This window comes from Nitratireductor sp. L15S-10, from assembly GCF_045011005.1.
Classification (GTDB): Bacteria; Pseudomonadota; Alphaproteobacteria; order Rhizobiales; family Rhizobiaceae; genus Nitratireductor.
Genome location: NZ_CP120674.1, coordinates 3,565,889 through 3,583,190, shown reverse-complemented (window position 1 = coordinate 3,583,190; position 17,302 = coordinate 3,565,889). Strand labels below are relative to the sequence as shown.

Annotated in this window: 16 protein-coding genes; 12 read left to right on the top strand and 4 right to left on the bottom strand. The window is 59.5% G+C overall.

Annotated elements, in window-relative coordinates; translation table 11 throughout:
• Window positions 1–6: 6 nt before the first annotated feature.
• From P2W41_RS17030 to P2W41_RS17005, 6 genes are all read left to right on the top strand, one after another.
• Window positions 7–648 (top strand): ATP-binding cassette domain-containing protein, encoded by a 642-nt coding sequence (locus P2W41_RS17030; protein WP_404933856.1) that lies wholly within the window; start codon window positions 7–9, stop codon window positions 646–648.
• A complete protein-coding gene (hrpB, locus tag P2W41_RS17025; protein WP_404933855.1) occupies window positions 648–3,107 on the top strand; it encodes an ATP-dependent helicase HrpB in 2,460 nt (819 codons plus the stop codon). The genes P2W41_RS17030 and hrpB overlap by 1 nt, the downstream gene beginning before the upstream one ends.
• Before the next feature lie 38 nt (window positions 3,108–3,145).
• Window positions 3,146–4,480 (top strand): ActS/PrrB/RegB family redox-sensitive histidine kinase, encoded by a 1,335-nt coding sequence (locus P2W41_RS17020; protein WP_404933854.1) that lies wholly within the window; start codon window positions 3,146–3,148, stop codon window positions 4,478–4,480.
• 53 nt (window positions 4,481–4,533) lie between these two features.
• On the top strand, window positions 4,534–5,100 hold the full coding sequence (locus P2W41_RS17015) for an ActR/PrrA/RegA family redox response regulator transcription factor (RefSeq protein WP_292898888.1): 567 nt from the start codon (window positions 4,534–4,536) through the stop codon (window positions 5,098–5,100).
• A gap of 155 nt (window positions 5,101–5,255) precedes the next feature.
• On the top strand, window positions 5,256–5,903 hold the full coding sequence (locus P2W41_RS17010) for a helix-turn-helix transcriptional regulator (RefSeq protein ID WP_292898890.1): 648 nt from the start codon (window positions 5,256–5,258) through the stop codon (window positions 5,901–5,903).
• Window positions 5,870–6,526 (top strand): thermonuclease family protein, encoded by a 657-nt coding sequence (locus tag P2W41_RS17005; RefSeq protein ID WP_404933853.1) that lies wholly within the window; start codon window positions 5,870–5,872, stop codon window positions 6,524–6,526. Before P2W41_RS17010 ends, P2W41_RS17005 begins: the two co-directional genes overlap by 34 nt.
• 24 nt (window positions 6,527–6,550) lie before the next feature.
• On the opposite strand, the gene P2W41_RS17000 is transcribed toward P2W41_RS17005, so the two are convergent.
• The gene (locus P2W41_RS17000) at window positions 6,551–8,206 is read right to left on the bottom strand and encodes a lysine--tRNA ligase (RefSeq protein ID WP_404933852.1); all 1,656 of its coding nucleotides are present in this window, start codon (window positions 8,204–8,206) and stop codon (window positions 6,551–6,553) included.
• A 145-nt stretch (window positions 8,207–8,351) separates the two neighbouring features.
• Between P2W41_RS17000 and P2W41_RS16995 the strand changes: the two genes are divergently transcribed.
• Both P2W41_RS16995 and P2W41_RS16990 read left to right on the top strand, forming a co-directional pair.
• Entirely contained in the window at window positions 8,352–8,765 is a 414-nt protein-coding gene (locus P2W41_RS16995; RefSeq protein ID WP_292898896.1) for a tellurite resistance TerB family protein, read from the top strand.
• A 61-nt stretch (window positions 8,766–8,826) separates the two neighbouring features.
• Complete coding sequence (locus P2W41_RS16990) at window positions 8,827–9,651, top strand: sterol desaturase family protein (RefSeq protein WP_292898898.1); 825 nt, start codon at window positions 8,827–8,829, stop codon at window positions 9,649–9,651.
• Here the strand turns inward: P2W41_RS16990 and P2W41_RS16985 are convergent.
• A complete protein-coding gene (locus P2W41_RS16985) occupies window positions 9,645–10,580 on the bottom strand; it encodes a transporter substrate-binding domain-containing protein (RefSeq protein ID WP_292898900.1) in 936 nt (311 codons plus the stop codon). The two genes, P2W41_RS16990 and P2W41_RS16985, sit on opposite strands and share 7 nt — an antisense overlap.
• A gap of 73 nt (window positions 10,581–10,653) precedes the next feature.
• On the opposite strand from P2W41_RS16985, the gene P2W41_RS16980 reads away from it, so the two are divergent.
• Together P2W41_RS16980 and P2W41_RS16975 are read left to right on the top strand one after the other, a co-directional pair.
• Complete coding sequence (locus tag P2W41_RS16980; protein WP_404933851.1) at window positions 10,654–11,544, top strand: autoinducer binding domain-containing protein; 891 nt, start codon at window positions 10,654–10,656, stop codon at window positions 11,542–11,544.
• 235 nt (window positions 11,545–11,779) lie between these two features.
• A complete protein-coding gene (locus P2W41_RS16975) occupies window positions 11,780–13,720 on the top strand; it encodes a glycosyltransferase family 2 protein (protein ID WP_404933850.1) in 1,941 nt (646 codons plus the stop codon).
• Here P2W41_RS16975 and ppk2 read toward each other — a convergent pair.
• Window positions 13,697–14,596, bottom strand: coding sequence for a polyphosphate kinase 2 (gene ppk2, locus P2W41_RS16970; RefSeq protein ID WP_404933849.1), 900 nt, complete (start codon window positions 14,594–14,596; stop codon window positions 13,697–13,699). The two genes, P2W41_RS16975 and ppk2, sit on opposite strands and share 24 nt — an antisense overlap.
• Before the next feature lie 147 nt (window positions 14,597–14,743).
• On the opposite strand from ppk2, the gene P2W41_RS16965 reads away from it, so the two are divergent.
• Window positions 14,744–15,946 carry an ATP-binding protein gene (locus tag P2W41_RS16965; protein ID WP_292898906.1) on the top strand — a complete coding sequence of 401 codons (1,203 nt, stop codon included), beginning with the start codon at window positions 14,744–14,746 and terminating at the stop codon, window positions 15,944–15,946.
• A gap of 105 nt (window positions 15,947–16,051) precedes the next feature.
• The gene (phoU, locus tag P2W41_RS16960) at window positions 16,052–16,768 is read left to right on the top strand and encodes a phosphate signaling complex protein PhoU (RefSeq protein ID WP_292898907.1); all 717 of its coding nucleotides are present in this window, start codon (window positions 16,052–16,054) and stop codon (window positions 16,766–16,768) included.
• 63 nt (window positions 16,769–16,831) lie between these two features.
• Here phoU and P2W41_RS16955 read toward each other — a convergent pair whose 3' ends face one another.
• A complete protein-coding gene (locus P2W41_RS16955) occupies window positions 16,832–17,218 on the bottom strand; it encodes a RidA family protein (protein WP_292898909.1) in 387 nt (128 codons plus the stop codon).
• Window positions 17,219–17,302 lie beyond the last annotated feature (84 nt).

Here is a 17,302-nt window from a genome sequence, read left to right as displayed (position 1 = left end):
ACGGATTTGACTGATACCGGACTCTTCATCGATGGGGTGGCGATCACACTCGAAGGACGCGAGATTCTCTCACTCACCAGGAAGGTTGCGCCCGGTGAAGTCCTGACCGTGATGGGGCCGTCTGGAGCGGGGAAATCCACACTGCTCGCCTATATCGGAGGGTTTCTCGATTCGGTTTTTTCAACCACGGGCCGGGTCTTCGTGGATGGTGTGGACGTGACGGCGCTCAAACCCGAAGACCGGCATATGGGCGTGCTGTTTCAGGATCCACTTCTGTTTCCGCATATGAGTGTCGGCGGCAATCTGATGTTCGCGCTGCCCGAGGCAGTGCGCGGCCGCGCTAAACGTGCAGCGCATGTTGCTCATGCATTGGAGGGTGTCGGCCTTGCAGGGCTTGAAAATCGGGATCCGGCCACGCTCTCCGGCGGGCAAAAAGCGCGGGTAGCGCTGGCTCGGGTGCTGGTTTCCTCGCCCCGCGCACTGCTTCTGGATGAACCTTTCTCCAAGCTTGATGCAGATCTTCGTGCGCAGACCCGTGAACTCGTCTTTTCCAAGGCGCGTGACAGTGGACTACCAGTGCTCCTCGTCACGCATGACGAGGCAGACGCAGAGGCCGCATGCGGTGACATCGTGCGGATTGGCGCGTGATGGAGGGGCTGAAACTGCCCGATCTGCCGGTAACGGAAGTGCTGCCGGCGCTCACTACCGAACTGAAGACCCGTGGCAAGGCAGTGCTCGTTGCACCGCCCGGAGCCGGCAAAACGACGCTTGCGCCATTGGCGCTTCTGGACGCCCAATGGGCATCGCGCGGGCGCATTGTGCTCCTTGAACCTCGCCGGCTTGCCGCGCGGGCGGCCGCCCGGCGAATGGCGGCACTCCTTGGCGAAGAGCCGGGTGAGACCGTCGGCTATGCCATGCGCATGGAGCAAAAGGTCTCTGCCAGAACCCGCATTCTCGTGGTGACGGAAGGCGTTCTTGTCCGCATGATCGTCGATGATCCGGAGCTTTCGGGGATCTCCGCAGTGCTGTTCGACGAGTTTCACGAGCGCTCGCTGGATGGCGATTTCGCGCTGGCGCTGGCGCTTGATGCGCAGGCTGCTCTGCGGCCGGATCTGCGGCTTCTGGTGATGTCGGCCACGCTTGATGGCGCGCGGGTCGCAGCGCTTTTGGGTGATGCGCCGGTGATCGAGAGCGAAGGGCGCAGTTTTCCCGTCGAACTGCGCCATGCGGAACGCCCTTCAGGCGAGCCCATCGAGGACACCATGGCGCGGGCGGTGCGCACGGTTCTGTCGGAGGAGGAGGGCAGCGTGCTTGCATTCCTGCCCGGTCAGCGCGAGATCGAGCGGACGGCCGAGCGTCTTGCCGGACGGCTGCCCGCCGATGTGGACATCACGCCACTTTATGGCGGTCTCGACGGGCGTGCGCAGGATGACGCCATCCGGCCCGCCGCCCAAGGTCGGCGCAAGGTGGTTCTGGCCACGGCCATTGCGGAAACCTCGGTGACCATTGACGGCGTTCGGGTGGTGATTGACAGCGGCCTGTCGCGCCTGCCGAAGTTCGAGCCCTCAACAGGCCTTACGCGGCTGGAAACAGTGCGCGTTTCGCGCGCTTCAGCCGATCAGCGCGCTGGCCGTGCGGGACGCACCGCGCCCGGTATTGCGCTTCGCCTCTGGCGCGCGGAGCAGACAGCGGCGCTGCCGGCGTTCACGCCACCGGAAATCCTGGAAGCGGATTTGTCGGGCCTGCTCCTCGACTGTGCCGCCTTCGGCGTCAGCGATCCAGCATCTCTTTCCTTTCTCGATGTCCCGCCGGCTCCGGCGCTTGCCGAAGCGCGCGGTCTTCTGCGCCGACTTGGCGCACTGAACGAGAGCGGTCGCCTCACACCGTCGGGCGAGGCGATGCGCCGCCTCGCCCTGCCGGTGCGGCTTGCGCATATGGTGGCGCGCGCGGCTGAAGATGGTCATGCGCTTGCCGCAGCCGAACTGGCCGTTCTCCTGTCGGAACGCGGGCTGGGTGGCCGGTCCGTCGATCTGGATGACCGGTTGCATCGCTTCCGCCGGGAGAAGGGCGCGCGGGCGGAAAAGGCACGTCATCTCGCAGAGCGGCTCGCCAGGACCGCAGGTGGCGCACGATCCGGTGAGGTACCGCAGGCGGGGGCTCTGCTGATCCACGCATGGCCGGACCGCGTTGCCAAAGCCCGCGGCGCACACGGGCATTTCGTGATGGCCAATGGGCGCGGCGGCGTGGTGGCACCGGAAGAGCGGCTTTCCGGCGCGAATTATCTCGTGGTGGCGGATCTACAGGGCCGGGCGCAGAACGCACGCATTGCCCAGGCAGCGGCCATCGGTGAAGACGACATCATTGCCGCACTCGGGGATCAGATCGAGGAAAGCACGGAGACGCGCTTCGATCGTGCTTCGGGATCGGTGCGACAGCGGCGTGTTCGCCGTCTTGGCGCGCTGATTTTGGCCGAGCAGGGGCTGCCGCCGCCATCAGGGCTCGAAGCCGACCGTGCACTAATCGATGCTGTCAGGGCGCACGGACTTTCGCTCCTGCCCTGGGACAGGGAGATGAACGCCCTGCGGGCCAAGCTTGCGTGGCTTCACGCGGCAAAGGGCGATCCCTGGCCGGATGTTTCGGATGTGGCGCTTCTCGAACGGCTGGATGATTGGCTTCTGCCATTTCTGAGCGGCGAGGCTTCACTTTCAAAACTGGCACCTCACAGCTTGCGTGGAGGGTTGACCGCACTTGTCCCGCACCAGTTGCAAAGGCGCATCGACCAGATGGCGCCCACCCACTACGATGCGCCTTCGGGCAGCCGTGTGCCCATCCGGTACGAGGCGGAGGGGCCGGTGCTGGCAATCCGCGTGCAGGAGCTTTTCGGCCTGACAGAGCATCCAACGGTCGCCGATGGCATCCCACTCAAACTGGAGCTTCTGTCGCCTGCCCACAGGCCAATCCAGACCACGCGCGATCTGCCGGGTTTCTGGGCCGGCTCGTGGGCGGATGTGCGTGCCGATATGCGTGGACGCTACCCGAAACATGTCTGGCCGGAAGATCCGGCCAGCGCAGCCGCGACACATCGCGCCAAACCACGCAGAAAATAACGCTTGGAGTGGGGGCGGACTTCCCCCATAACCCCGCCATGCTTGAAGACATCAGGGCCCACGATCCGAGCCACGGCCTGCGGCTCAACACTTTGATCAAGCTGCGATGGCTGGCGATTATCGGCCAGAGCGCGGCCGTGATCGTTGTCGCCTTCGGGCTCGATTTTCCACTGCCGGTCGGCCTTTGCTTTGCGCTGATCGCGGCTTCCGCCTGGCTTAATGTGCATCTGGCCATTCGCTACTCTGCGGCGCACAGGCTGGCGCCTGCGGCCGCGCTCGGCATTCTGACCTTCGATGCTTTGCAGCTTGCCGGTCTTCTTTTCATGACGGGCGGGTTAACCAATCCGTTCTCGCTCCTCATGACAGTACCCGTGGTTATCTCGGCCACATCACTACCGCTGCGCTGGACTGCGCTTCTTGGCTTTCTGGTGGTTGCCCTGACCACGGCTCTGGCCGTCTTTCATCGCCCGCTTCCATGGTTCCCCGGCACCGAGCTGGTAATGCCTCTTGTTTACATTATCGGCGTTTGGATCGCGGTGGTCTCAAGCATCGCCTTCACAGGGGTTTATGCCTACCGGGTCGCAAAGGAAGCTCGGCTTCTGGCCAACGCGCTTGCCGCGACCGAACTGGTGCTACAGCGCGAGCAGCACATCTCTGCGCTCGACGGACTGGCGGCAGCCGCTGCTCACGAACTTGGCACTCCCCTTGCGACCATCGCGCTGGTGGCGCGCGAGATGGAGCGTGCGCTCGGCAAGGACGAGCGGTTCAGCGAGGATGTGACGCTGTTGCGCACACAGAGCGAACGGTGCCGGGAAATCCTGCGCCAGCTGACCAGCCTGTCGTCGGAAGGCGAGGCCCATATGGCGCGGCAGCCCTTTACCTCCCTGATCGAGGAAACTGCGGCCCCGCACCGTGATTTTGGTATCGATATCCGTCTGGAGCCAGGCGCGACGGAAGGGCCGGAACCAGTGGGGCGGCGCAATCCGGGGGTCATCTACGGGCTTGGCAATCTGGTGGAGAACGCGGTGGATTTCGCACGCGAAAGCGTCACGATCCGCTGGCACTGGGATGCAGACACCGTCGGGCTTCTTGTGGTCGATGACGGCCACGGCTTCCCCGCCGAAATCCTGGATCGGATCGGTGAGCCCTATATGTCAAAGCGCTCGTCCGATGGCAGCAGTGGCGGGGGGCTCGGGTTGGGACTTTTCATTGCCAAGACGCTCCTTGAGCGTTCCGGCGCGCAGATCCGCTTTGGCAATCTTGCCGAAAAGGGCAAGGGTGCATTCGCGGAAGTCATCTGGCCGCGTTCGATCTTCGTCGTGCCTGAGGATAATCTGGATTCAGGCGAAAAGAGTCCTAAATTGGAAAGCTGACGGATTTAGGTTAGAAAGATTCCAGGAAAATTAATGTGCTGAACGTGCCGGATATGACAAGCAACACCGTGGAAGACCCGGAGGCGGCCCTGGGTGAAGACCGTTCCCTTCTCATTGTCGATGATGACAAACCGTTTTTGACGCGTTTGGCTCGGGCGATGGAGAGCCGTGGCTTCACGGTGGAAACAGCTGAAAGCGTGGAAGAAGCCATTGCGCACGCCAAAGCGGCTCCGCCGGCGTTCGCTGTTGTCGATATGCGGCTTGCCGATGGCAATGGCCTCGACGTGGTGGCCACCATACGCGAAAAGCGCAAGGATTCCCGCACGATCATCCTCACCGGCTACGGCAATATCGCCACCGCGGTCACCGCGGTAAAGCTTGGCGCGATCGATTATCTGGCCAAACCGGCAGATGCAGACGACATCTACGCGGCACTCACCCGGCAGGCTGGTGAGAAAGTGGCGCCTCCTGAAAACCCCATGTCCGCCGACCGGGTGCGCTGGGAGCATATCCAGCGGGTCTACGAAATGTGCGATCGCAATGTTTCGGAAACCGCGCGCAGGCTGAACATGCATCGGCGCACCTTGCAGCGTATTCTTGCCAAGCGTGCGCCGCGCTAGGGCTTTTTGGGTCAATTCGGACGCCGGCCCCGAAGCTGAGCCCGGGATTTTGCGTCCCGTAGGCTAACATGGGTTTATGGACAAGTTTCATAGCCAGCGTTAAAACAGGAAACAGGTATTTTTTCCTGTTTCACGGTCCCGGAAGGATGAGTAGCGTGCTCTCGCACGACAAGGTTTGGGCAGCCATAGACGCACTGGCTGTGCGTCACTCGCTTTCCGCCTCCGGCCTGGCCCGGAAGGCAGGCCTGGATTCGACTGCCTTCAACAAGTCCAAACGGCTTTCGGCGGACGGCCGGCCACGCTGGCCTTCTACAGAATCTCTTTCGAAGATCATGGAAGCGACCGGCACCACGATCTGGGAATTTGTCGCGCTGTTGCAGCACGATGGCAAACCATCCGAACCCTATGAACAGCCTCCATCGAGCGTTCCGCTGATCGGCTTTGCCCAGGCGGGAGCTGGTGGTTTCTTTGACGATGCGGGTTTCCCGTTGGGAGAAGGATGGGAGCACGTCGATCTGCCAGGGCAGGCGCATGAAGGCGCATATGCGCTTCAGGTGCAGGGGGAGTCCATGATGCCGCTGTATCGTGATGGCGATACGCTGATCGTGGACCCGACCGCGCGCCTGCGCCGCGGTGATCGTGTGGTGGTCAAGACTGCGGGTGGCGAGGTAATGGCAAAGGTTCTTTTGCGTCAGACGAGCCGGCAGGTAGAATTGCTTTCCCTCAACCCTGACCACCCCAATCGCGTTCTCGAAAAGTCGCAGATGGAGTGGATGGCGCGCATCATCTGGGCAAGTCAGTGATGCGCGGGCACCTGCGCCGCAGCATTTGGCTTCTGGCCGCCGCCGCGATGTTCGCGTCCTCTGGGTTCGGCCCTGCTGTAGCTCAGGACAGGCGGCAACCCCGCATCATCGCGCCTGAGCTCGTGGCGCCCCCGCCAATCGATGCCACCGGGTTGAAGCGCGCGGATCCGCGCATACCGTTGAGCGAACTTGGTGCGCCCGCGCCCGAACCAAAGCCTCAGGACACGCTCTACTACCGACCGATCGCAATCGCCGCGGGCATGTTTGAATCCGAGGGGCACACCATCACCGTTGCGGGTATCCGCGTCATTGCTCCCGACAGGGTTTGTGATGCAACTGATGGCGGTGCGTGGCCCTGTGGCAAGCGTGCCCGCACGGCGTTTCGGTACTGGTTGCGCGGGCGCGCAGTGGAGTGCCACGTTGAGGAGAAGACGGACAAGGCCGCTGCGGAACAAGCGGGCGACAAACCGATGCGCTGTTCTCTTGCAGGCTATGATGTCGGGACGTGGCTGGTCGAAAACGGTTGGGCGCTGTCCGAGACCGGAGGCCCCTATACGGAGGCAGAAAAGGCGGCCCGCGATGCCGGCAAGGGCATATTCAGTGGCGGGCCGTCTGGTTCATGATCAAACGCTGAATACGGCTTGGCTTCAGAGTTTGCCGGTGAGCGCTGCGGTGATCAGGGCGCGGGTTTCCGCGATCCCGTAAAGCGCTGCAAAGGAGCCGAAACGTGGGCCCCGTTCCTGTCCCAGAAGCACCTGATAGAGCATCTGGAAAAATGCCACCGAAACGCCCGGCCCCCCATTCGGGCTCTTGCGCTTGTGATCCTGATAGCGCTCGATGCCGCGGGCCACATCCAGAATGGCATTCTGGATCGCTTCGCCATCGGCATCTGCCGGCAGGGCATCAAGTGCATCGTTGATGCCGGCCAGCGCCTCGCGTTCGACCTCGTCGGGGGTGCGGAATGCTTTGGATGGCTTTACGAAATCCTCGAAATAGCGCAACGCGTAGCCGGTAAGACGGTCGAGCTCGGGATGTGTCTGCGGTGTGACACCGGGCGCATAGCGCGAGATAAAACCCCAAAGAACGTCCGTGTTCTGCGCGTTGGATGCGCTGACGAGGTTGAGCAGCAGCGCAAACGGCACGGGAAGTTCGGTGGCCGGCGGATTGCCGTCATGAATGTGCCAGACCGGGTTGCCCAGCCGGTTCTTCCAGTCCTGGCGGTCATAGGCCGACAGGAAGGTGTAATACTCGTCAACCGCACGCGGTATGACATCGAAATAGAGCTTCTTGGCCGCCTTCGGCTTCTGGAACATGTATAGGGAAAGGCTCTCCGTCGGCGCATAGGCGAGCCATTCGTCAATGGTCAGGCCATTGCCCTTGGATTTGGAGATCTTCTGGCCGTTCTCGTCGAGGAACAGCTCGTAGTTGAACCCTTCCGGCGGCTCTTTGCCGAGCGCCGTGCAGATCTGCGCCGCCAGCTTGACACTGTCGATCAGGTCCTTGCCGGACATTTCATAGTCGACGCCAAGAGCTGCCCAGCGCATCGCCCAGTCGGGCTTCCACTGCAGCTTGCAGTGCCCGCCGGTCACGGGTGTCTCGAACATTTCGCCGCTCTCGGGGTCACGCCAGACGATGGTGCCGGCGTCGACCTTGCGTTCTTCAAGAGGCACCTGCATCACCACGCCGGTTTTCGGGTGGATCGGCAGAAAGGGCGAATAGGTCTGCGCACGCTCCTCGCGGAGAGATGGCAGCATGATGTCCATCACCGCGTCATAGCGCTCCAGCAGCGTGCGGAGCATCTCGTCAAAACGGCCCGAGGCATAATACTCGGTCGAGGAGGCAAATTCGTAGTCGAAGCCGAACTGGTCAAGAAACGCTCTCAACCGGGCATTGTTGGCCGCGCCGAAGGAAGGATACTCGTTGGAGAACGGGTCCGGCACCTGTGTCAGCGGCTTGCCAAGATGGGAGCGCAGCATCTCCTTGTTGGGCACATTGTCGGGGACCTTCCGCAACCCGTCCATATCGTCTGAGAAGCAAAGAATCCGGGTTTTGACCCTGTCCTCGGTGAGCACGCGAAAAGCATGCCGCACCATGGAGGTGCGCGCCACTTCGCCGAAGGTGCCGATATGGGGCAGACCGGAGGGACCGTAGCCCGTTTCAAACAGAACGGTGTCGGGGAAGGCGCCGCCCTCGTAGCGTTTGACGATTTTGCGCGCTTCTTCGAAGGGCCAGGCCTTGCTTTCGGCTGCGGCCTCCATCACTTCGGGCGTCAATTCAAGCGCGTCTCGGCTTGCCGTCGTCATGTCGCTTTCCAGGGTTTGGGTTTCATCAAAAGCAATGCCTGTAAGGCGGCTCAGGCGGTGCGTCAATCGAAGCGGCGATTTTTCATTGCGACATGACGCCCGGCTACCTACTTTCAGGCTCCATTGTTTGCCAGCGGAGATTGAGATGGCCGAGCCGACCGCCCACGAAGCCCTGATCTATTTGATGGTTGTCATGTCGGCCGCTGACCGGGACATGACCGACGCGGAGCTCGCCATAATCGGAGACACGATTCGTTCCTGGCCGGTGTTCAGGGAATTCGATGACAACCGCATTATCGAAGTGGCGCGTCAGTGCCAGCAGATCCTTCAGGAAGACAGCGGTCTCGAGCGCATCCTGAGTGCCGTGCGCGACACCGTGCCGGCGAAACTGCACGACACGGCCTATGCACTGGCGGTCGAGGTCGCGGCTGCCGACATGCATGTCGAGCCTGAAGAAAAGCGCATGCTTCATATCGTCCGAAGCCGGCTGCATCTCGAGCCTCTCGTGGCAGCGGCCATTGAGCGAACAGTTCAGGCCCGCAAACGTACACTTGCCTGATCGGGTGCCCGCTCAAGCGCATGTGACTGGCGTTTGATCGGCATTGCGGAATAATGGCGCCATGACCTCGTTTCTGTTCTCCGAAGCGGCAATCCGTCTCTTCGCATTCATCGGCATATTTGCAGCCATGGGGCTATACGAACTCTGGTCGCCACGTCTGGAGCGACCGGAGATGACCGGTGCGCTGAAATCGCGCCGGTGGTTCGCAAATCTTTCCATGGTTTTGATTTCATCGGTAATGCTCAGGGTGGTTTTCCCGGCGGCCGCGGTGGGAGCTGCGCTTTGGGCCGAAGCACGTGGCTTTGGGCTCTTCCACGGCGTGGGCGTCGATCCGCTTCTCGCGGGACTGGTATCGTTTGTCGTGCTTGATTTCGCGGTCTGGCTCGAACATCTGGCAAGCCACAAGATTCCGGTCTTGTGGCGCATTCATCGCATGCATCATGCCGACAATGGTTTTGACGTGACCACAGGTCTGCGTTTCCACCCACTCGAAATTCTTCTTTCGATGGCATGGAAGGCGGTTATTGTCGTTCTTCTCGGCGCGCCGGTTTTATCCGTTCTGTTTTTCGAGATTGTCCTGAACGGTATGTCGATGTTCAACCACTCGAATGTGAGGCTTCCGCTCGGGCTTGATCGAGTGCTCCGGCTGCTTGTGGTGACCCCGGATATGCATCGCGTCCATCATTCCACAATAAGACGGGAGACGGATTCCAATTACGGCTTCAACTTTCCGTTTTGGGATCGTTTGTTCGGCACCTATATCGCCCAGCCGAAACTGGGCCATGAGGGCATGGACATCGGCTTGTCCGCCTATCGCGGCACCTTTACGGCAACGCTTCTTTGGATGCTGGCCCTGCCATTTCGCTCGTTGCGACGGGATCAGTAGAAACCAATGGGAAAATAACGCAGGTAAATATCCGTGAAACGCCCGCCTGTGTCGATGTTGTGAAGGGCGAAATCGATCGCCTGCGCAAGTTGGGGCATATCGCGCGGTATGGCGATTGCCAGACCCTGCCCCAGATATTCTGGCGCCAGATAAGGTCCACCTGCGAAAGCGCAGCAGTTTTCGGAGTCCCGGCCCGCAAGCCAGAAGCTCAGTTTCACGCCATCGCCGAAGATGCCATCGATCCTGCCCGACTTCAGGTCGTCGAAGAGCCAGTCGGTCCGGCTATACACAACGCTTTGCGCCCGCGGGAAGAGATCGCGCAACAGCATTTCGTGGGCGCTGGCGCCGATGACGCCAATCCGTTTGCCGGCGATATTTGCGTGAAGCGGTTCAGAAAGCTTCCCTCCGCGTCGGGTAACAAGCCGCGCAGGGAAGCGTAGATAAGGACGTGAAAACAGATAGCGCTCTCGGTTTTCAGCCGTGATCGCCATCCCCGCGATGATCGCCTCGCCCTGGTTGTTCTCAATCGCTGGGCCGAGTTCATCCCAGGGCAAAGCCTGCACCTGGCAACGTTCCATCATCTCAAGCTCAGCGCAAATCTCCCGCGCAAGATCGATATGGAGGCCGCTGAGCCGGTTCTCAGCGTCCAGATAGTTGAACGGATAGAAATCGACCGTGGTCAGAAAACGCAGTCTCGCCAAAGCGGAAAGGTCTGGCTTTGATTGCCGTTGCTTGGGTTCCCAAAAGCCCGGAGGAGCTGTGTCCTCTGCGATAGTGATCTGCGTGGGATAGAAGAAGAACAGGGCAATTGCAATTTGAAGAATGGGCAGTTTCATTGCTTTTAACGCATAGCCGGCAAATATTTTGCAAGTTGGCTTGATGAAAAGTTTTGTGGGCTGTTCTTCAACATTTTTAAATTCTTGCTTCATCGCGGTATATAGTCGTCAGATGACGCGTGAAAATTCTGCGCGCGGGGCGGCATGACGGCGGGGACGAATACATATGTTCGATTTTGTGAGGACACGGGCCTTTGTTCAGCAAATTCAAGAGGCCCGGAGCCCGCTCGCCATTTGTAGTACACTCATTTCGTTTACTGAAAACTACGGTCTTCATGCTGTTTGCGCCGGCACACTTCCCGCGAAGGGCAGTACACCTGGCGATCAGGTCGGGCATATCGTGCTCAGCAGCTGGCCAGCGGAATGGATCGACCGCTACGTTTCGTGCAACTACATCTTTCATGATCCAATCGTAGACCATATGCGCCAAAGCGGGAATGCCATTTTATGGCGCGATATTCTGAAAACACATGACGCCTCGCGCAAAGCCTCAAAGCTTCTGAGCGAGGCACGTGATTTCAGGCTGGCCGACGGCATTGCCATGTCGTTCACCACTCTTGAGGGCGATCTGATCGTCATGTCTTTTGGCGGTGAGCGGGTTGAACTGTCTGCGTCCGAGCTGCAGATGATCTGGTTCGCTTCGTCCTACGCGATCGGGCACGCACTGAATTTACGCGGCAAGGATCGCTTTACAGAGCTTGAAGGTCTCGAAAAGGAATGTTTGCAACTCGCGGTCCGGGGTCGGTCGATTGCGGAAATCGCTGAGCGGCTTGCCATCACGGAAGATGACGTAAGAGGCGAGCTTCAACGCGCCAGACAGAAAGTCGGTCCCGGTCATGCGTCGTATCGACAGAGCGAGTTGCCACGTTTGACGCCGCGGGAGAAGGAATGCCTGCAGTGGGCGGCGTTTGGAAAATCGGAATGGGAAGTCTCGCAGATACTTGGGATCTCCGAGCATACGGCGGAAAAACACCTTCTCAACGCAAAGACAAAACTGGGCGCTTCAAATCGTGTGCATGCAGTCGCCGAAGCCATTCGGTGTGGCGTTCTTGATTGAAGGCCGAGAACGGGGGGGTGGTGTCAATTTTAATATATTCTTACATAAGTTGCAGAGGATGGATTATTGTGCTGCTATAGTTGAAGTCTGGCGGGGGAGAGATTTATGAAGTATGTTTTACAACTATCGCGCGCATTTTTTGATGCCAACTCGCGTTTTATTGGCGGCTATGCTCTTGTCCAGAGAGGCTTGAGCGAAAAGAAGAGTCTGGCATATAGACAGGTCGCCTGATGGGATGGTGGATCATCTCGTCGAAGGTCGGACGATCGTAGACAAATCCGGGGAAATCAGCGAGGAAGAGGGGTTACCAGACGTAGCTGTCCCGTCTGCCGTTGCGGACTGGCTGCCGATCCTCAAAACCCTCTCAATCCCTGAAGACGAAGCGCACCGCGTTGACGCGCGGGCCAGGATGGCCGGGGTCTGGTTTCAGACGGAGCTTCTGTCGTCCGGCCTCGTGTCCGAACGGGCTTTGTTCATTGCTCTTGCGCAGCATCTCGGATTGGCCTTCGTCTCCCGGGTGGATCCCGACGCGCTTGTCATGCGTGAGAAACAGGGCCTGGCCGCGCTTGGACGTCGCGGAGGAGCGCGCGTGAGCCTGATTGTAGACGAGCCCGGGCTGTCTGTAGTGCTCATTGCCCCGGACAAGCTCAACATTCCGGCTTTAAGATCGTTTGTGCAACGTTATCCGCGCGCCTCCACACGGATTCGAGTCGTGCAGCCCACCGTATTGCGAGATGCGATTTCGTCGCGGTCTCAGAACGCGCTTATGCGTATTGCCACGGAAGAACTGTTTTCGATCGCACCGGAGATGTCTGCGCGCTTTGTCGCCAATGCATGGCAGGGAGCAGTGCTGGGGGCCGGTCTTGTTTCTTTGGCCTTTGCTGCCCTCTTTTCGCCTTGGCTGACACTCCTGGTGCTGCACGGATTGTTTTCTTTGGCTTTTTTCTCGTGCGTCCTTTTAAGAGTCATCATTCGGATGAGTGGATGCCGGCCGTCGCAGCCGTCTATCACAACCGTCCGTCCGGCAGAGATGCCTGTCTATTCGGTGCTGATCGCGCTCTACAGGGAGGCGGAGATCGTTCCCGATCTGCTGGTCGCGCTTGGCAAGATCGTCTGGCCACGTGCCAAGCTTGAGATCAAGCTGGTCTGCGAACAGGATGATGGCGAGACGCTGGCAGCCCTGCGCGCACAGGAATTGCGACCTTATATCGAGGTCATTGAAGTGCCTGCGGGCGGGCCGCGCACCAAGCCGAAAGCCCTGTCATACGCACTCCCGATGACGTCGGGAACCTTCGTTGCCCTCTATGATGCGGAGGACCGTCCACACCCGTTCCAGCTCGTCGAAGCCTGGCATGCCTTCCGCAACGCGGATGAGCGGCTTGCCTGTGTCCAGGCGCCTCTGAGCATCTCCAATCGACGTGAGAGCTGGGTGTCGGCGATGTTCGCGCTCGAATACGCAGCACTCTTCCGTGCGGTGCTGCCATGGTTGGCGCGGCGCGGTTTAATGATGCCCCTGGGTGGCACCTCGAACCACTTCCGCCGGTCTGCGCTTGAGGACGCTGGCGGGTGGGATCCCTACAATGTGACGGAAGATGCGGACCTCGGCGCTCGCCTTTGTCGGTTCGGGTATCGGACGGACGTGATCTGCAATGCCACGCAGGAGGATGCTCCGACAGATATTCGCACCTGGCTGCCTCAGCGCACCCGGTGGTTCAAGGGATGGGTTCAGACCTGGCTTGTCCATATGCGAAACCCCTTCGCAACGGCTCGCGAAGTTGGGATGCCATCTTTCTTGATCATGCAGGTGTTGTTCGCAGGCATGGTGCTGTCGGCACTGGCCTATGGTGTGTTCTGGGCGACCACTCTTGGGATCGGCATCTACTGGATTTTCGGCGGCGTATTCAGACCTGTGGAAGGTCTGTTGTTGCTCATCGATACCGCGAATGTGGTTTTGGGCCATGCAGCGTTTTTGATGCTGGGCTGGTCGACGCTCCACAAGACCGAAAGATCGGGCTTCTGGAAGCGCGTTCTGTGGACCCCGGCTTATTGGTGTCTGATGTCGGTCGCCGCGTGGCGTTGCGTCTGGCAACTCTACTGGAATCCCCATCACTGGGAGAAAACGCCACACAAAAGACGCCATCAAGTCCGGGTTTCAATCCAGAAACCCGGGACCTGAACCGATGATAAGCTGATCTTCCTGGCCGATGGCCTCAAGGTCGCGGCCGTCATAGGCAATTGACAGAAGCATCCGGCGAATGACCGCGAGGCGTGCCCGTCGCTTGTCATTCGCCCGCACGATCGTCCACGGCGCATGGGCGCTGTGCGTGCGCTCGAGCATGAGATCGCGCATACGGGTATAATCATCCCATTTCTTTATGCCGGCGACATCCATCGACGAGAATTTCCAGTATTTAAGCCGGCTGTGTCGACGGTCATGAAATCGCCCGAGCTGCGTTTCCTGGCCGATATTCAGCCAGAACTTGAAGAAATGAATGCCGTCATTGACGATGGCGCGTTCGAAATCCGGGGCTTCATCCAGGAACTGCTCGTGTTGCGCAGGCGTACAGAAACCCATTACGGGCTCGACGCCGCCCCGATTGTACCAGGACCGATCGAAGGTGACCAACTCCCCACTGGTTGGGAAATGTGCCACATAACGCTGAAAATACCATTGGCCCCGCTCGGTTTCGCTGGGCTTGGGCAAGGCAACATTGCGTGCGCTGCGTGGGTTGAGGTATGCGCGAATGCGCGAAATCGTACCGCCCTTGCCGGCGGCGTCCCGGCCTTCAAACAGAGCCGTGACGCGGGCACCGCTTTTCTGCATCCAGGCCTGGAGTTTGACGAGTTCAACCTGAAGTGCCTCTAGCTGCTCTTCATAATCGTCCCTGTCGAGCTTTTCGTCATAGGGATATCCGCCCGCCGTCAGTTCCTTGTCCTTGATCCAGTCTGGAAGGTCCGGATCGTTTATGTCGAACTCCCTTTTCTTGCCAGCCAGGGACAGCTTGATGGGTTCGATTTTTTCCAGGGCGGGGTTTTCCAGAGGCTTGTTCATAAAATCGATCCTGAACCGTGGGAGTGTCCATGCTATTTGCAGCTTGATACAAGGTCCAGCGGCGAAGGCAAAGCAACAACAGGTCTTCATGAAACGAACCCGGGAAACTGCGTGCTGGCGCCCACGGGAATAAAGTTGGTTGGCGGTATGAAAGATGAAAAGCGGGAAGCAGGGCAGCGAAAGGTTCTGCAGCGTATCAGGCAGCGCGGAACACCGCTTGTGCGGGCCCTCCATGCTTTTGTGAAGCGCGACACTCCGGACGAAGACAGCGGGCAACGCCCGACAGCGCGGGGCGACATTGACTCGCTGCCTGCCGTTTATCTGGCTGCGGCGGTACTCGATCCGCTTTATATTTTCGACGCTGGCGGAAGCATTCTCTACTCCAACGAGGCCGCCGACCTTGCATTTGGCCCTGTCACAAAGAACGTATCCCTGCGGCTGAAGTTCCGCGCACCCGAAATGCACGAGCTTGTCAGTCGTGTCATATCGGGCGAAGAGGAATCGACTGCGATCAACTACGCTGAGCGCGTGCCGGTGGAGCGGGCCTATCGTGTGGTGGCGAGCCGGATCGGAAACGACACCGGTCTCTATGTGCTGATGTTCAAGGATCAGAGCGAGGCGCGTCGGATCGACCGGATGCGGGCGGACTTCATCGCGAATGCGAGCCATGAGTTGCGAACGCCGCTCGCGTCCGTTGCAGGCTTCATCGAAACATTGCGCGGCCCGGCCCGCGATGATCCTGCGGCACGGGATAACTTCCTGCAGATCATGCAGAACCAGACGCAGCGAATGGCCCGCCTGATCGATGATCTGCTTTCGCTTTCACGCCTGGAAATGAAGCCCTACCAAAAACCGAACGTTCAGATCGATGTGGTGGCGCTGGTAAAGGGGGTGATCGAATCCATGCGGCATATCGCCAGTGAGAACGGGGTCGACATCGTCTCCGAGCTCGGCGACACGCCGCTTTTGGTGGCCGGTCATTCCGATGAGCTGGTTCAGGTTTTTGAGAACCTGCTGGAGAACGCCTGCAAATACGGCAGCTCAGGCGAACGGATAATCGTCTCTGCGGATCAGGCAAGCCCCATGGACGAAGTGCGTGTCACGGTGCGGGATTTTGGGCCTGGCATTCCTGAAGAACATATCCCCCGCATCACCGAGCGCTTTTATCGCGTCGATGTGGAAACCAGCCGCACGCAGAAAGGCACGGGTCTCGGCCTGTCCATCGTCAAGCACATATTGACGCGGCATGACGCTCGATTGTCGGTCAAGTCCGGATCCGGCCAGGGGGCGGCATTCATGGTGCACTTTCCACCGGTTCCACCGTCTGCATCCGTTGGCGAGCGCACCTGAAGGCGCGCTTGCGCAGGGTTGCGCGACTTTCATTTTCCCGCCATCACAATCACATAGTAAGGGTGGGAAACAGCGAGGCCGGTTTGGCTGAAGAGGAATGATATCATGCAGAACCAGCACACGATGCGGTCCTTCGACGATGAGTTGAACTACCTGTCGGACCAGATCGCAGCGATGGGTGGGTATGCTGAGCGCATGGTCGCAGAATCCGTCGCGGCGCTGGTGCAGTCAGACTCAGGTCTTGCCCGGAAGGTGGTGGAAGACGACGCATTTCTCGACGCCAAGGAGCGGGAGATCGGCGAGCGGGCCGTCATCATCATCGGCAAACGGCAGCCGGTTGCCGATGACCTGCGCGAGATTGTCGGCGCGATCCGCATCTCTTCGGACCTGGAGCGTATCGGCGACCTCGGCAAAAACATCGCAAAGCGTGTCGTTGCCGTGACTGAGGGCAAACAGCCGGTTCGTCTCTTTCGCGGATTGGAGGCACTTGCCGGCCTGGCGCTCACCCAGTTGAAGGAAGTGCTCGACGTTTATGCGTCCCGATCCGTTGAGCGGATCGGTTTCGTTCGCGACCGGGATGAGGAAATTGATGCGATGTACACGTCGCTCTTCCGGGAACTTCTTACCTACATGATGGAAGACCCGCGCAACATCACCGCCTGTACGCATCTTTTGTTCTGCGCCAAGAACATTGAGCGTATCGGTGATCATGCGACCAACATTGCCGAGACCGTGCACCACATCGTGACAGGACGCCAGTTGCCGCTGGAGCGTCCAAAGGAAGATCAAAGCCACAGCGTCATTGCGGAACCCGAGGCGTAGGAATCTCTTGATCCCGGAGAACGCGGTCCAGCGCACGCCGGAGCGTGCGCCAGAAGGCATGCGTCATGCGTTTGCGATAGCGATGGCCTCGATTTCGATCATTGCTTCTGGGGTGTAGAGAGCCTTCACCTCAAGAATGCTGTCGGCGGGGTAGGGTGCGGAAAAGAACTCCCGCCGCAACGTGACCACGTCAGCGAAATTCTGCATGTCGGTCACGAAAATGGTCACCTTGGCGACATCGCGGAAACCCAGCCCTCCACTGTTGAGTGCGCGTTCCAGGTTTTTGAAAGCGCGGCGCCCCTGGGCCAGAAATCCACCTTCAACGATCTGACCATCCTCGTCATATCCGGCCTGGCCCGAAATGAATACAAGATTGCCCGCCTGAATTCCTTGAGAAAGCAGGTAAGGGGCATAAGGGTCAGGTTCGGTGTGGATCTGCTTGAGTGTCATGGCTGTTCTCCATTTGAGTTATAAATCAGCTATGACGCAGCTACCCCGCTGTGACAAAAGGTGAATTCTCAGCATATAAATGAA

Coding starts and splice junctions, on each gene's coding strand:
- hrpB (WP_404933855.1), top strand. CDS start 648: ATGGAGGGGCTGAAACTGCCCGATCTGCCGGTAACGGAAGTGCTGCCG.
- P2W41_RS17020 (WP_404933854.1), top strand. CDS start 3,146: ATGCTTGAAGACATCAGGGCCCACGATCCGAGCCACGGCCTGCGGCTC.
- P2W41_RS17015 (WP_292898888.1), top strand. CDS start 4,534: ATGACAAGCAACACCGTGGAAGACCCGGAGGCGGCCCTGGGTGAAGAC.
- P2W41_RS17000 (WP_404933852.1), bottom strand. CDS start 8,206: ATGACGACGGCAAGCCGAGACGCGCTTGAATTGACGCCCGAAGTGATG.
- P2W41_RS16995 (WP_292898896.1), top strand. CDS start 8,352: ATGGCCGAGCCGACCGCCCACGAAGCCCTGATCTATTTGATGGTTGTC.
- P2W41_RS16990 (WP_292898898.1), top strand. CDS start 8,827: ATGACCTCGTTTCTGTTCTCCGAAGCGGCAATCCGTCTCTTCGCATTC.
- P2W41_RS16985 (WP_292898900.1), bottom strand. CDS start 10,580: ATGAAGCAAGAATTTAAAAATGTTGAAGAACAGCCCACAAAACTTTTC.
- P2W41_RS16980 (WP_404933851.1), top strand. CDS start 10,654: ATGTTCGATTTTGTGAGGACACGGGCCTTTGTTCAGCAAATTCAAGAG.
- P2W41_RS16975 (WP_404933850.1), top strand. CDS start 11,780: ATGGTGGATCATCTCGTCGAAGGTCGGACGATCGTAGACAAATCCGGG.
- ppk2 (WP_404933849.1), bottom strand. CDS start 14,596: ATGAACAAGCCTCTGGAAAACCCCGCCCTGGAAAAAATCGAACCCATC.
- P2W41_RS16965 (WP_292898906.1), top strand. CDS start 14,744: ATGAAAGATGAAAAGCGGGAAGCAGGGCAGCGAAAGGTTCTGCAGCGT.
- phoU (WP_292898907.1), top strand. CDS start 16,052: ATGCAGAACCAGCACACGATGCGGTCCTTCGACGATGAGTTGAACTAC.
- P2W41_RS16955 (WP_292898909.1), bottom strand. CDS start 17,218: ATGACACTCAAGCAGATCCACACCGAACCTGACCCTTATGCCCCTTAC.